The organism is Mucilaginibacter xinganensis (assembly GCF_002257585.1).
In the GTDB taxonomy this organism is placed as follows: domain Bacteria; phylum Bacteroidota; class Bacteroidia; order Sphingobacteriales; family Sphingobacteriaceae; genus Mucilaginibacter; species Mucilaginibacter xinganensis.
This window is the reverse complement of the sequence record NZ_CP022743.1, coordinates 1,806,785-1,820,318: the sequence shown is the minus strand read 5'-3', so window position 1 is coordinate 1,820,318 and position 13,534 is coordinate 1,806,785. Positions and strand designations below refer to the sequence as shown.

Here is a 13,534-nt window from a genome sequence, read left to right as displayed (position 1 = left end):
ACATTAAATAACCTGTTTTATGTGATATAATTTGTCATTTAACTTAAACTCATACCCCGCCACCTGTCCTGAAAGCTTCAACCCAATAGGCGAGCCCGGCGATACCGCAAAATAGTTTTCGCCGTTAACTGACAAAACGCCCGCGCTAACAGCTATATAAAAGTTTCCATTGTTTGTAAAAACTACACTGCCGGTTTCCGCTTTATTTGTAACACCGCCAGGATTTATTTTGTTTAGGGCAACCTTTAATTTATTTGCTTCATTTAGCTGCATCATGTTCCGGTCGGTTTCCTGCTTTGCCATTTCCCGCCCTGTTTCATATTTATCACCGGCACTGCTTTTGGTATCATCGGTTGATGCCTTTTGAGCATCGTTGATAGCTAATTGTGCAGCATCCATACGCTGCTGTACATAATTAAGGCATTCATTATATAATTCCTGTTTTAAATTGATCATTTTTTTTAGTCGGGTGACGAAAAGTCACCAAGCGGGAAAGATAGTTTTTTGTAACTGAAGAAATGACAGCAGCTAAAAAATAGTTTAGTTAGTAAAAATTGAAAGTAAATTAATTCCGGATGCCATTTCCAGAAGCGTTTCTCTCATTAAACGACAAAAAGTTAGATAAAACACAGCATTGACAGGCCGCATAAAATACGAAAACCCCCTTGCACTCGCTGCTTGGGGGCTTTCAACCTAAACCTTATCACAATTATAAATGCGAGAATGCATCTATACAATTTTATAAACGCAATAATTAAGCCAATGTTTTACCCAATTAAAAAAAATCTATAATTATAATATTTTTCATTTTTTTATAAATAATCCTTATTTTTGCCATTGTTACTACCAATTACTCCCCCTAATTGAAAAGCTATTAATTTTTTGTGAATTAAAGTTTTGCAAAACTTTACTCCGGTAAAGCTGTTAAGCCAAAACGATAAATTATTTAACACAGTCAATAGCGTTCACTTAAATTCATCGCCATGAAAAAAACTTACAAAAAAACCAGTCTTACCGACTATAGAACTACATTTTTCCTGATCTCTTTACTTTTGTTGGTAATGAGTATATTTATACTACTTCACTAAAATTATCCGGTAAATAATTTTAAATAAATTTTCAAGAAAAACATTCTAAAGCGCATTACAGACAGCGGCAAAAAGCGAAACCGCCTGGTAATGCGCTTAGTTTCACCTCAAAACACTATCGCTTCGTCAGCCTCGTTAAAGCTGCGCATAAACCTTTTACGGTAATTTAGCGGACTAAGGTGCATTTTCACTTTAAACAGCTTGTAAAAGTGCGAAACATCTCCAAAGCCGCTTTCAAATGCTATGGCCGAAATCGGCTTATCGGTTTGCACCAATTGCTGCGTAGCATAATTAAGGCGATACTCAATGATGGTTTCCATGAACGTTTTACGGGTTGTTTTCTTGAAATATTTACAAAATGCGTTAGTGGTCATGTTTGCCAGGCCCGCCGCCGTATCCAGTGAAACTTGCTGCCTGAAGTTTTCAACCAGGTAGGCAAATACCGGGTTAATCCGTTCCTGCTCGGCAAGAGAGCGCTCAGCAATAACCTGGTTTTGATCAAGCAAGGTATATTCCGCAGATTGTGCTAGGCGTTGCAGGGTGTCGAGCAATCCGAGCATTTTCCTGAAACTATTGCTCTCACTGTTAAGTGCCAGCATATTTTGGTTTACAGCTTTTTGTGTATCTCCATAAAAACTTACGCCGCTGGCGCTTTTTTTTAAAAGGCGTTTAATGTGCTGCAACTCATCCTTATTAAAAAAATCGCTTCCTAAAAAAGCACCGTCAAACTGTATAACTATAGCGCCAGCCTCTGTTTGCACATCCTTCCCCGGATCGAGTTTCCAACAATGAGGAAGGTTAGGGCCGATGAGCACCAGATCCCCGGCGGTAAAATCATCCATATGACTGCCAACATAACGTTTGCCGCTGCCATCTAAAATGTAGGTCAGCTCAAATTCGGGGTGAAAGTGATAAGGGGAATCAAAGCCTGCGCAATCAAACTTGCGCAATAAAAACGATTGGCCGTTTGAGGGCTGCAATATTTCATAGGAGGCTTTAATCATAGTATATTTTAATATTTTTTTAAGCTCATAACAAATATAGGGATAAAATAATCCATAATAAATCCATTTAAATCATTTTAATTGGAAGAAAGTATAATTTACTTTGGGTATAACCAATTACACCCATGCAAACACAAACTTTGCCGTCGCTGGACGATTTCATAAAAATTCAGCCGGAAAATATTGATGAGTTTCGAAAAAAAGGCCACACCCTGATTCCGGGGGTACTTACACCCGACGAAATTGACGCTTACCGCCCGGTAATTGTTCACGCAGCCGACCTGTATAATACCGAGAAGCGCGAGCTGGAAGACCGGGACACTTATGGCAAGGCATTTTTACAGATCATGAACCTGTGGCAAAATGATGAAGATGTGAAGAAATTTGTACTGGCAAAACGGTTGGCAAAAGTAGCTGCTGAGCTTATGGGGGTAGAAAACGTACACATTTATCATGACCAGGCGTTGTTTAAAGAACCAGGCGGCGGCCCTACCCCATGGCACCAGGACCAGTATTACTGGCCCATTGACACCAACAACACCATAACCATGTGGATGCCGCTGGTTGATATTGATGAGGCGATGGGGATGCTCACCTTTGCCTCTGGCTCCTACACTAAAGGATCAATATTTAACTACGAGATCTCGGATGAATCGGAAAGCGCCTTTGCTGATTATGTGGCAGAGAACGGGTTCCCGATAAGCCGCGCTAAAACCATGAAAGCAGGCGACGCTACCTGGCACCGTGGCTTTACCCTGCACCATGCCAACGGCAACAACTCAAACAAAATGCGCGAAGTGATGACCATTATTTATGTTGCTGACGGCGCACGGATAACTCCGTATAAAAACGACTGGCAGAAGAACGACCACGCTAAATGGCTCATGAGTAAACCGATAGGTTCAGAAATCGATTCGGAGTTAAACCCGAAACTGCTATAAAAATAACGAATTAGAGCCAGGGGAAGATTAACAAGCCCTGGCTCCCAAAAAGTTAATTATATCGTCCTTTGCGTTGTGGGTCTTCAAGGAACCACGATAAGAAGATCTTTTGCTCTGTTCTAACCGAGTGAATTCCAACCGGCAGCGATTTCAGATAGCGGTCATCGTAATAGATAAAATGCTCGAAGCCAAGGCTTAGGTTTTCAGCCAGCCGGAAAGTAACCCGCGGTTTTAAGATGCTGATGTTATTGTTACCGGCCTGGCCAACATAGGTATGCATTAGGAAATAATAATAAACAAACGAAGCACTTGCATACTTACCAAAGTTGATGGTGCTTTCTATTTTAGCTTCAAGGCCATCGTTATAGGTATAATCTCTTACCTGCGTGGTATCCGGTCCAAAACGGGTACTGTTGCCGGCTAACGGCACTAATGCAAAATGCGCATTGGTGTACCACATTACATCTTTACTGATGGGATATTTAGTAAATACACCTCCGCCAAAACCCAGTGCACCCAGTTCAAACGTTTTATTATCCCAATAATCATCATACTGAAATGCGCCGTACATTATTGATAACTTACCAATGTTTGTGTTGTTACCTACCAAAATACCATAACCGGTTAAGTTATCCAGCAGTTTCCTCCCCGACCCAAAGCTGAACTCGGTACGAAGCCTGAAAAAATCGAATGGTTTGCGGTAGATATCTTCAAAAGGATTACCATAGTCAAGTTGAACATTCAGCAATACCTCCGTAGGCCCAACCCCAAAAACGGTACTGTTGGCATCATTAATTTTATGAACACCGGCAAACAATGTAACGTTTAGCGGCTCTTTCTGGTAAACCTCGGTGGTGGTGTGCCTGAAGCTTTTACCCTGCAACAGGCGGTTAAGCCCCCTTACCGGGTCAATGAGTCCGGCTGCAACTTCCCTGAATACCCTGTTTGCCCCTCTTGTGCGGTCGTCAAGAATATTTGAGCTGAGGCGGTAAAAAATCTCCCCTAAAAAAGCGCCGTTAAGCGGCGTATTAATAACATCATTGTACGAAGGCCGGGTGGTTTCGCCAAAATATTCCCACATCAAACTGCCGCCAACCGCAAAGGGAATAGACTGAAAATAATTATACCCTTGTGACCGGGCAGCATTAAAATACATGGAACCCGTGTAAGGGTGCCCGATAAAATTTATCCCAAACCTGTCCGAATCCCACTCCCAGCCCTTATTTAGATTGTATTTCCATGAAGTGGGACCAACATGCGAAAAATCCTCGCCCAAAGCTCTGTCGAGTGCGTTGGTAAATACATTTACGCCCAATACCTCAACGGCCGGTTTCCAAAAGGGATATTTTGGGTTAAACTTGATATCATCATTTAAAAGATCGCCGTATTTATTGCGGAAAGTGGTGTCAATCAAAGGGTGTTTTTTTGGTTGGCCGTCGGTGGAGTCGGAAAGTAATTTGGCTTTTACTTCGTTAATTTTCTTTACCTGGCTATTCGGATCGCCTTTATTGGGCTTTATTGTATCAATAGGTAATGCCTTTTGGGCAAAGGCACCATTTGAAATAATCATAAAAAAACCCATGACCGGTATCAGCATGGGTATCCTTAACGGATCAATAAAAACTAAAAAACGCTTAATTACATTTCTTAAAATAGCGTAAAATACTTTCATATCAAATGGTTAAGTACTGATAACCATTGTTATGGTAAAGTGTTTTATATGTTAACAAATACCATTGCCGGCGTTCACTAAAAAATACTCCTGCTGGCCCCGCCGTCAACCTGTATAGTAGTTCCGCTGATATAAGCTGCCTGTGCTGAGGAAAGAAAGGTAACCAGTGCCGCCAGCTCTTCAGGCTTCCCTATACGGCCCAGAGGGATGTTTTTCGCCTTCTCTTTAAGCGCCAGATCAGGGTCAATGCCCTGCGGAAGCGTGTGCTTCAACCTGTCGGTCAAGATCATACCCGGGGCAACATTATTTACGGTGATGTTATACGGACCAAATTCGTCAGCCATTAATTTGGCCATGCCCACCACCCCCATCCGCATACTGGTTGAAAGTACGGAGTTTGCCAGCACTGCCTTTACCGAGCCGCTGATGATATTGATGATACGGCCGCTGCCGGTTTTTTGCATGTGCGGTAATACCAGCCGGCTGGCGCGGGCGAAACTGAGCAAATTAAGCTCAAAGGCCTTTTGCCAGGCATTATCATCAAACTCCTCAAACTTGTTAAATGGCGGCCCGCCTGCATTATTCAATAAAATATCTATCCTGCCAAACCGGGCCGCAGCCTGTTCAATAAAGTCTTTCATCTCGTCGCCATTAGCTACATCAACCGGGATGGCGATCACCTCATTACCCGTAAGTTTGCTTATTTGAGCTGCAGTTTTAGAAAGCTCCTCCGTATTGCGCGAGCCTATAATAACCTTTGCGCCCTCGGCAGATAAGGAAGCGGCTATGGCTTTACCCAAACCTTTGCTGGCCGCTAATACAATTGCTACTTTGTTGGTGAGTTGCAGGTTCATTTTAGTTAAATAGGTTATTTATTTATAATTGAACAGGGTTGGCCCGGGTTTAGTTTTATTCAACTTCATCAACCACTCACCTCATCCACTCCATCAACTTTTTTCTTATTCTCCCTTTTCTCTATGCTCAACAAAAACGCGGGCAGTAAAGTTAAGTTGCTTACCATTGCTACCGCCAAAGTTACTGAAAGCAAAATACCAAGCACCTGCGTGCCACCGAATGTTGATGCGGCAAAAATGCCAAAACCAAAAAACAGGATGGTGGCAATATAGATCATGCTGATCCCAGTTTCGCGGATAGTATCAGAAACTATGGCCGAAATGCTTTTATCAGTTTGCTTTAACTCCTGCCGGTAGCGGGTAATAAAGTAAATGGTTTGATCGGACGAGATGCCCATAGCAATACTAAAAATAAGGATACTGGACGGTTTTAGCGGGATGCCGAAAAAGCCCATAATGCCTGCAGTTATGACCAGCGGAATCAGGTTTGGCAGCAATGAAACTGCTATCATTTTAATCCCCCTGAACAGGATCCACATTACGCCGGCAATTAAAAATATAGCCCAGGCAAGGCTTTCGTACAGGTTTTTCACCATGTAATTGGCCCCTTTTATAAATATAATACTCGATCCGGTTAGCTCTACGTGGTACTTTTTAGGGTTAAATATCGAGTCGATGCCGGGCTGCAGGTCGGCAAGCACTTTATTCATTTTAGCTGACCCGATGTCGATCATTTCAAAAGTAACCCTTGTGAACCGGCGGGTACTGTCCAGGTAACTTTTCAGCATATCATTGCTTTTGCCCGAGTTGCCTGCATAACTTAAAATAAAGCCCTGCTCCAGTCCGTCAGGCAAGCGGTAATATGACGGACTGCCGCCATAAAAAGACTGCGTTAAAAATTTAAGCCCCTGGGTTAATGACAATGACCGGCTAAACTCCGGTTTAGACGAGATCAGCTTCTCCAGTTTCTCCACTTTATGGATAACCGCATTGTTCATCACGCCGTTTTTGCGTTTGGTATCAATGCTTACCTCCAGCGGTAAAACGCCTTTAAAGTTGGCTTCAAAAAATTTTAGGTCAGTTAGCGTATTGTTGGTTTTTGGCAAATCATCAACCACATAGCTATTTACGCGAATGCGGGTTACCCCGTAACCGCAAATTATCACCATTATTACCGTTGTAAGGTAAATTGCCTTGCGCTTATGGTGTACCAGGTAATCCAGCTGCTCCAAAATTCCGCGTATAATTTTCCGGTCCTTTATTTTACTTTGCCTTGCCTTTGGATCAGGCAGGTAGCTAAAAATAATGGGCACCAGTATAATACTCAGCACAAAGGTTACCATAATGCTTGTGGAGGCCACCAGCCCGAACTGGATGAGCAGCTCGCTATTGGTAAAGCACAAAACACCAAAACCTATTGCAGTAGTTATATTAGCCACAAAAGTGGTGATGCCTACCTTTTCAATGGTAGTATGCAGCGCCTGCATTTTATTGCCTGTAGCACCGTACTCATGGTAATATTTATTGAGGATAAATACCGCATTCGGAATCCCTATAATGACTACCAAAGGTGGCATAATGCCGGTTAGAATGGTTATTTCATAATGCATCAGCACCAGTATGCCCATGCTCCAGGTAACGCCCAGCAATACCACCACAATGGGAAACAGCAAGGCATAAAATGAACGAAAAACCAATACAAGAATAATGGAGGTGATGAGTAACGAAAGGCCCAGGAACAGCGAAAACTCGTTCTTGATCAGGTCGCCGGCTACGGTACGAATCAGTGGCAGGCCTGAATAATGCACCTGGATACGATGCTTTAGCCCAAACTCCTTACCGTATTTTAATACGGTTTTTAAAATAGGTACCCGCTTTGGGGTGTTTATTATTTTACCGTCAAAACTAATAGCCATCAGGGTTGACTGGCCATCATCGCTCAACACAAGTCCCTTATAAAAAGGCAGCGAAAGAAACTTTTGTTTTACACTATCAGCAGCCGGAGCGGTTGCCAGTAAACCCGGCGTTAAGGGCTGCAATACAAACTTATGCTGTAACGTGTCTTTCGAAATATTGTAAACATTGGCTACCGAAATAACGCCATTGATCCCTTTTATCTTTTTTACGTTAGCCGCTATCGTGTACCAATCGTTGTAAACATCTTTATCAAAGATCTTCGGCGATTTAAAGCCAATCACCATGGTATTGGCGTCCTGCCCGAACAATTTTTTAAACTGCATGTACCTGATGTAGGCCGAGTCTGTTACCGGCAGTACCTTGCCGCCATTAAAGGTTATGCGTACTTTACTTGCCTGGTAGCCCATAAAAATGCTTGCTATGATGGCAAGGCACAAAATAAGTAACCGGTTTTTCAGAATCAGATCAGCAAGCTTTTTCCAGATCATTTATAAATCATATCAGGATGGCTAAACTACGAAAATAGATCAATCTTGTGATTTGATTAATTGAGATTGTGACAATGTTTTGAAATGTGCAGATTTGTGTTGATGAAAAAACTAATCCGGAGTTTTGGTTATGCGTTTAAAGGGTTGGCCTACGCTACAACCAGCCAGTTAAATTTCAGGATCCATTTATTTGCAACGGCGCTAGCTTTGCTGCTCGGGTATTTGTTGCACATCGCCGCAGGTGAGTGGCAATGGATTATGCTTTGCATTACCATAGTGCTGGTTACCGAGATCTTTAACACCATGATTGAAACCCTTGTTGACCTGGTATCACCGGATTATAACGAAAAAGCCGGGCGGGTAAAAGACATGGCCGCCGGTGCCGTTGTTATTGCCGCAGCATTCGCCCTTATTACCGGCATCATCATTTTTTTACCTAAGCTATTATTGCTTTTTAACCATGCTGCATAAAACCCGCGGCATCGTCTTTAAAACTACCGACTATGGCGAAAGCAGTGTAGTTGTACAGGTTTTCACCGAAAAATTCGGCTTGCAATCATACATGGTAAACGGGGCCAAAAAGCCAAAAGCAAAAATAAGCCGCAATATGCTGCAGCCGCTGCACCTGCTTGATCTGGTGGTATATCATAAAGAAACAGGTAACGTACAGCGCATCAAAGAGCTTAAAAACTCCCCACTGCTGCAAACCATCCCCTACGATGTTATTAAAAGCAGTCTTGCCATGTTTTTAAACGAGGTACTTTATAAGGCTGTTAAGCAGCAATCGGCAGATGAGCGTTTATTTGATTTTGTATTTAGCGCTATAGAGTGGCTGGACCACCAAACCGAAGGGTTGGCCAACTTCCATTTGCTGTTTTTGATCAGGCTTACCCGTTACCTGGGCTTTTACCCCGACCGCTACCTTGCCGGCGAAGCGGACTATTTTGATTTGAAGAACGGCATTTTCAGCAAATATAAGCCCGACAGTGTTTTATACCTGTCCCCCCCGCACACGCAAAACTTTACTAAATTGCTGCAAAGTACCTTTGAAAACATTGCTGCGGTAAAACTAAGCAATGACGAACGCCGGTACCTGATCAGCAAGTTATTGGAGTATTATGCCCTGCATATTGAAGGGTTTGGGAATATTAAGTCGCATGAGGTTTTGGAAGAGGTGCTGGGGTGAATAAATATATAATATCGAACACTGAATGATGAATATTTGCGCCTTTGTTGGAATTTGTCTCCATAACTGTTCAGAAGATTTTAATTTATCATCTTGAGTGAGAGCGAAAGATCTTCTACCCGGGACATGAACGCAGGACAAGTATAGCGCCGACTTATGAATTGGATAAGATCCTTCACTGCGTTCAGGATGACAAAGGGAGGGTTGCTTTTACTTCCTGTCCCGGGAATTTTTCACCTGCGATGTGTAACATTAAGTTAGATTAAACGTCATCTATTATATTTATAAAATTCTATTTATCGCCCTCTTAACCCAAAACTTGTGAAATCTTTTTTCTACTTTATTGTACTATTTCTATGTTCTTTCTATGTCCATGCCCAGGAAAACAGTCCATTCAGGACGGGGTTCGAAGAAACCATCCCTTCAAAAATTTTAGGTCAGCAACGTAAAATCTGGATCCATATCCCCAATAGTAATGGTGGCGACAAAATTAAAAACAGAGGTAATTATCCGGTTGTATATGTGTTAGACGGAAGCGAAAATTTCAACACCGTTGTTGGTATTACCGAGCATATGGAAGAATCGAGCCTTTGCCCGCCAATGATTGTGGTTGGAATTGTGCCTGATGATCGGTTGAGCGAACTTACAACCGGATCGGATAAAGAGTTACCTAACGTTACCGGCAATGGCGAAAAATTTATATCCTTTGTGGAAAGAGAATTGATTCCTTATATCGATTCGAATTATCCAACCACAACTTATAAAACATTGATTGGTCATTCCCTTGGAGGCCTGACGGTTATCAATACACTACTTCATCATCCAAATTTATTTAACGCTTATGTTTCGCTCGAAGCGTCCTTATGGTGGAACAACAAGAAGTCTGTGGAAGAAGCAAAGGCAATTTTACCCGTTCAGAATTACCAGGGCAAAACTTTATTCATGGCGATGGCCAATCGTATGGAAAGAGGAATGGATACCTTAAGTGTTCAAAAAGATACCAGCGGTTATACTGCGCTTATTCGCAGCAATCTGGAGTTGATTAAACTGCTTAATAGCAATAATAAGAATCAATTGCGTTATAGCTACAAATTCTACACGGATGACGACCATCCGTCTGTAAGATTAATCGGGGAGTATGATGCGCTTCGGTTTGTTTTCGCTTTTTACAGGCTTAAAATATATGAAAGCGAATTACAAAACCCCACCTTTAAACTGGATTCGGTAATTGTTGCGCATTACAAAAAGGTCTCTGAAAACATGGGATATAGCGTTAAACCAGACGAAAGCCAGGTCAATAACCTCGGATACCAAATGTTAGGTAAAAAACAATATAAAAAAGCCGAAAACCTTTTTAAACTTAATGTTGCCAATTATCCTTACAGTGGTAATTGTTACGACTCAATTGGTGATTTCTACCTGGCGTCCGGTGAAAAAAACAAAGCCATTGAGGCTTTTAAGAAAGCGTTAACGCTAAAGGCAATCCCGGAAACTAAAGAGAAGCTGAATAAATTGCTGAATGGAAAAAGCTAAACAAACAATGTATGCAGCTTGAACAACCCGCCGGTTCAAGCGTCCCGCTTGAACCTCAACACGGGTCAGCGCCCTGCTGACGTTACCAAATGATTATTGGTCGGGTTTAGAATTGATTCTGTTTTGTGTAAAGAGTTATTGTAAGCGGGACGCTTACATTTGTTTGAGTTCAAGCGAGACGCTTGAACCGGCGGGGGCTTTTAAGAAAGCGTTAACGCTGAAGGCAATCCCGGAAACTAAGGAGAAGCTGGATAAATTATTGAAAGATAAAAAAAGCTAAACACACAATGTATGCAGCCTGAACAACCCGCCGGTTCAAGCATCCTGCTTCGACCTCAACACGGGTCAGCGCCCTGCTGACGTTACAAACTTATCATTGGTCGGATTTTGGCATAGCTATTTTGCTTACAGGGGTTATTGTAAGCGGGCTTGAACCGGCGGGATTTATATTTGGTACTCATTCACAATAAAAATACCGCATTGCTGATTACTTGGCAAGCGGTATTTTGTTTTTAAAATCATGTTCCAACATAGCTTGTTGGCTACCTGAACGCGGGACACGAGTACGCCTTTTCGCTTTTGGCCGACACGTCATACTCGCGCCAGAGGAGTAAGGTTAACCCCTAGCCTTTGAAAGGCTTTTTATTTTTTCCATTGTATGCGAAAAGTGTTTTTTATTGGAAAAACCGGCATATTCAAGACCTATGCAAGGCGTCATGTCACCATCGGTTACATCTGTGTTAACAAACATAAATGCCTTTAGAGAGACCATTTCTTTTATGAATTTTATTGATTGGATAGTTCCTCCATCATTATACGACAATGTATTTAAATGATTAAGTCGTATTGCGTAGTCGTGATTTTTTATCGATTTACAATGATCAAAACGAAAAGAAACTAAAGTTTTCTTACTTCCTTCTAAGCAGCATAGATTCTCGAGTTTACTGCAATAATTAAGCTCGAGTTCTTCAAGTTGGTCAAATTTCCCTAATCCATTCAAAGTAAGTATTGTCGATTGCGTTATTTTCAATTTTTTTACTGAGGGAATATTAGATATGCTTAAACAGTCTTTAGTTTTAGGGGTAAATTTGGAAAGCGACAAATTCCTCAAATAGTCGCAATTATCCAGATTTAAAAAATGAGGGCTCCATTCAGCAATCAATTCTGTAAGTGAAGGAAAATGCAAGAAATCAATCTTTCTATTTTTCCCCGCTAGTATTAAGGATCTCAAATTTTGCAACGTATGGATGGCACTAATATCATTGATTCCACCTGATATCGAAAGATGTTTTATTTCTGGATATTCGCAAAGAAAGTTTACATTTTGAAGTCTATAATCATGAGAAGTTGTAATAGCCACTCCATCTAATTGATTTTCAGTATAGACACGCATACATTCACTTATACAATCCGAATTAATAATAATGGATTTTGTTCCATCTAAATTTGAATAAACTTTAATTCCTTCGATTATTATTATTGCCATAGTTGTTATATAAGTGGTGACGGCATAGTTGGTATTGGTGATATCAAAATAGACATCGCAAGTTAATTGGCTTTTAGTTTATGGTCCAGTTTGTACAAACAAATATCCGTATTCTTTAAAATTCTCCTTTTAGATGGTTTAGTGACTTGCTTTAATCACCTAATTCAATCGAAAAATTCATTTTAAATAGTATTTATTATATCCCAATAGGTGCTAAAATAACATGCCAACAATAATTAAAACTCCTCCTACCCCTATTCCTGTAATTTTAGCTTGCCGACTTAATCCTCCCACAGGAGAGGGCATACTGCTGCATGAGGATGGCGTTGCCGGGCTTTGATCGCCATCTTGAATTTTATATTGTTCGCCTGGTGATGCCCGTTGGTTGTAATTGTCTGGACTATTATGCCCGCCCCCCTCTGGCGCGAGTATGACGGGCCGCCTGCGCGCAATGGCTACTCGTGACCTGGATGGGCCTTTGGTTTACAATACCTCCGTCGCAATTAAAAGGATGTCTATTAATCCTTGCAATCCATAATAATCTCTTGTGTTACCATATACTATACAGATTACCCTTTACTGATCCATAAATTATATCTCTTACTCATTAACAATAAAAATACAGCATTGCTGGTTACCTGGCAAGCGGTATTTCGTTTTAAAAATCATGCTCCAACTTTGCATCTTGGCTACCTGAACGCGGGGCACGAGTAGCCTTTACGCTTTGGCCCAACCCGTCATACTCGCGCCAGATTGAGAACTTTTTCGTATTATCGTTTTTAATCCCTCTATATTTATAAATAACTTTTATAGTACACACATAACATTAAATGATAAAAATCGAACTTACGCCGCTAAAAGGGATTGATATTGAAAATGTTGGTGAAGTACTTTTGGGGCAATCTCGTCAAAGTGTCGATAGCCTGTTAGGTAAGCCGTCAGAACCTGATAGTACCAATAGTGCTTTTTATGAACTTTATGAGCTTCGAATCGACTTCGACGAATTTGGAAAGGTCGGATATATTGAATTTTTATATGGACCATTTCCAGAACGAACGGAATTGTGCATTTATGATGTCAACCCATTTACCATTGGAGCCGAAAAATTAGTCGAAATTCTTAGCAGGCAGAATAATGGGGAAATCGATACTACAGAAGCTGAATTTTCTTATGCATTTTTAAATATTTCGGTTGGAATTTGGAGACAATTTACTCAAAAGGATATGGAAGAAAGTATTGCTGAACTCAAGTCAACTGGAAAATATGAATTTAATAGATCCTCAATTGAGGATGACCTCGACAAATCGAGAAATTTCTGGACAATCGGAGTGGGTGTAGCCAATTATTATAAATGATTCCTTTGAC

11 protein-coding genes are annotated in these 13,534 nt (G+C 41.2%); 5 read left to right on the top strand and 6 right to left on the bottom strand.

Annotated features, from left to right (window positions below; all coding sequences use genetic code 11):
- Window positions 1-3: 3 nt before the first annotated feature.
- Together MuYL_RS07895 and MuYL_RS07890 are read right to left on the bottom strand one after the other, a co-directional pair.
- A complete protein-coding gene (locus MuYL_RS07895; RefSeq protein WP_094570020.1) occupies window positions 4-456 on the bottom strand; it encodes a 3-oxoacyl-ACP synthase in 453 nt (150 codons plus the stop codon).
- Between the two features lie 739 nt (window positions 457-1,195).
- Complete coding sequence (locus MuYL_RS07890; RefSeq protein WP_094570019.1) at window positions 1,196-2,092, bottom strand: AraC family transcriptional regulator; 897 nt, start codon at window positions 2,090-2,092, stop codon at window positions 1,196-1,198.
- Between the two features lie 125 nt (window positions 2,093-2,217).
- On the opposite strand from MuYL_RS07890, the gene MuYL_RS07885 reads away from it, so the two are divergent.
- The gene (locus MuYL_RS07885) at window positions 2,218-3,033 is read left to right on the top strand and encodes a phytanoyl-CoA dioxygenase family protein (RefSeq protein WP_094570018.1); all 816 of its coding nucleotides are present in this window, start codon (window positions 2,218-2,220) and stop codon (window positions 3,031-3,033) included.
- A 52-nt stretch (window positions 3,034-3,085) separates the two neighbouring features.
- Here the strand turns inward: MuYL_RS07885 and MuYL_RS07880 are convergent, their stop codons facing one another.
- From MuYL_RS07880 to MuYL_RS07870, 3 genes are all read right to left on the bottom strand, one after another.
- The gene (locus MuYL_RS07880; RefSeq protein WP_094570017.1) at window positions 3,086-4,705 is read right to left on the bottom strand and encodes a DUF3943 domain-containing protein; all 1,620 of its coding nucleotides are present in this window, start codon (window positions 4,703-4,705) and stop codon (window positions 3,086-3,088) included.
- A gap of 77 nt (window positions 4,706-4,782) precedes the next feature.
- Entirely contained in the window at window positions 4,783-5,559 is a 777-nt protein-coding gene (locus MuYL_RS07875) for an SDR family oxidoreductase (RefSeq protein WP_094570016.1), read from the bottom strand.
- Window positions 5,560-5,627: 68 nt separating this feature from the next.
- The gene (locus MuYL_RS07870; protein ID WP_094570015.1) at window positions 5,628-7,964 is read right to left on the bottom strand and encodes an efflux RND transporter permease subunit; all 2,337 of its coding nucleotides are present in this window, start codon (window positions 7,962-7,964) and stop codon (window positions 5,628-5,630) included.
- A gap of 102 nt (window positions 7,965-8,066) precedes the next feature.
- On the opposite strand from MuYL_RS07870, the gene MuYL_RS07865 reads away from it, so the two are divergent.
- The 3 genes from MuYL_RS07865 to MuYL_RS07855 all read left to right on the top strand — a co-directional run bounded on the left by MuYL_RS07865 (window position 8,067) and on the right by MuYL_RS07855 (window position 10,683).
- A complete protein-coding gene (locus MuYL_RS07865) occupies window positions 8,067-8,435 on the top strand; it encodes a diacylglycerol kinase (RefSeq protein ID WP_094570014.1) in 369 nt (122 codons plus the stop codon).
- Window positions 8,425-9,150, top strand: coding sequence for a DNA repair protein RecO (recO, locus tag MuYL_RS07860; protein WP_094570013.1), 726 nt, complete (start codon window positions 8,425-8,427; stop codon window positions 9,148-9,150). The genes MuYL_RS07865 and recO overlap by 11 nt, the downstream gene beginning before the upstream one ends.
- A gap of 321 nt (window positions 9,151-9,471) precedes the next feature.
- On the top strand, window positions 9,472-10,683 hold the full coding sequence (locus tag MuYL_RS07855; RefSeq protein WP_157740689.1) for an alpha/beta hydrolase-fold protein: 1,212 nt from the start codon (window positions 9,472-9,474) through the stop codon (window positions 10,681-10,683).
- A gap of 616 nt (window positions 10,684-11,299) precedes the next feature.
- On the opposite strand, the gene MuYL_RS07850 is transcribed toward MuYL_RS07855, so the two are convergent.
- Window positions 11,300-12,169 carry a hypothetical protein gene (locus MuYL_RS07850; protein WP_094570011.1) on the bottom strand — a complete coding sequence of 290 codons (870 nt, stop codon included), beginning with the start codon at window positions 12,167-12,169 and terminating at the stop codon, window positions 11,300-11,302.
- Between the two features lie 830 nt (window positions 12,170-12,999).
- On the opposite strand from MuYL_RS07850, the gene MuYL_RS07845 reads away from it, so the two are divergent.
- Window positions 13,000-13,524: a hypothetical protein gene (locus MuYL_RS07845; RefSeq protein ID WP_094570010.1), complete on the top strand. Its 525-nt coding sequence runs from the start codon at window positions 13,000-13,002 to the stop codon at window positions 13,522-13,524.
- Window positions 13,525-13,534: the final 10 nt, after the last annotated feature.

What these genes read in the sequence shown, in the direction of transcription:
- MuYL_RS07870 (WP_094570015.1), bottom strand. Translation starts at nt 7,964, where the DNA reads ATGATCTGGAAAAAGCTTGCTGATCTGATTCTGAAAAACCGGTTACTT.
- MuYL_RS07880 (WP_094570017.1), bottom strand. Translation starts at nt 4,705, where the DNA reads ATGAAAGTATTTTACGCTATTTTAAGAAATGTAATTAAGCGTTTTTTA.
- MuYL_RS07845 (WP_094570010.1), top strand. Translation starts at nt 13,000, where the DNA reads ATGATAAAAATCGAACTTACGCCGCTAAAAGGGATTGATATTGAAAAT.
- recO (WP_094570013.1), top strand. Translation starts at nt 8,425, where the DNA reads ATGCTGCATAAAACCCGCGGCATCGTCTTTAAAACTACCGACTATGGC.
- MuYL_RS07885 (WP_094570018.1), top strand. Translation starts at nt 2,218, where the DNA reads ATGCAAACACAAACTTTGCCGTCGCTGGACGATTTCATAAAAATTCAG.
- MuYL_RS07895 (WP_094570020.1), bottom strand. Translation starts at nt 456, where the DNA reads ATGATCAATTTAAAACAGGAATTATATAATGAATGCCTTAATTATGTA.
- MuYL_RS07865 (WP_094570014.1), top strand. Translation starts at nt 8,067, where the DNA reads ATGAAAAAACTAATCCGGAGTTTTGGTTATGCGTTTAAAGGGTTGGCC.
- MuYL_RS07890 (WP_094570019.1), bottom strand. Translation starts at nt 2,092, where the DNA reads ATGATTAAAGCCTCCTATGAAATATTGCAGCCCTCAAACGGCCAATCG.
- MuYL_RS07850 (WP_094570011.1), bottom strand. Translation starts at nt 12,169, where the DNA reads ATGGCAATAATAATAATCGAAGGAATTAAAGTTTATTCAAATTTAGAT.
- MuYL_RS07875 (WP_094570016.1), bottom strand. Translation starts at nt 5,559, where the DNA reads ATGAACCTGCAACTCACCAACAAAGTAGCAATTGTATTAGCGGCCAGC.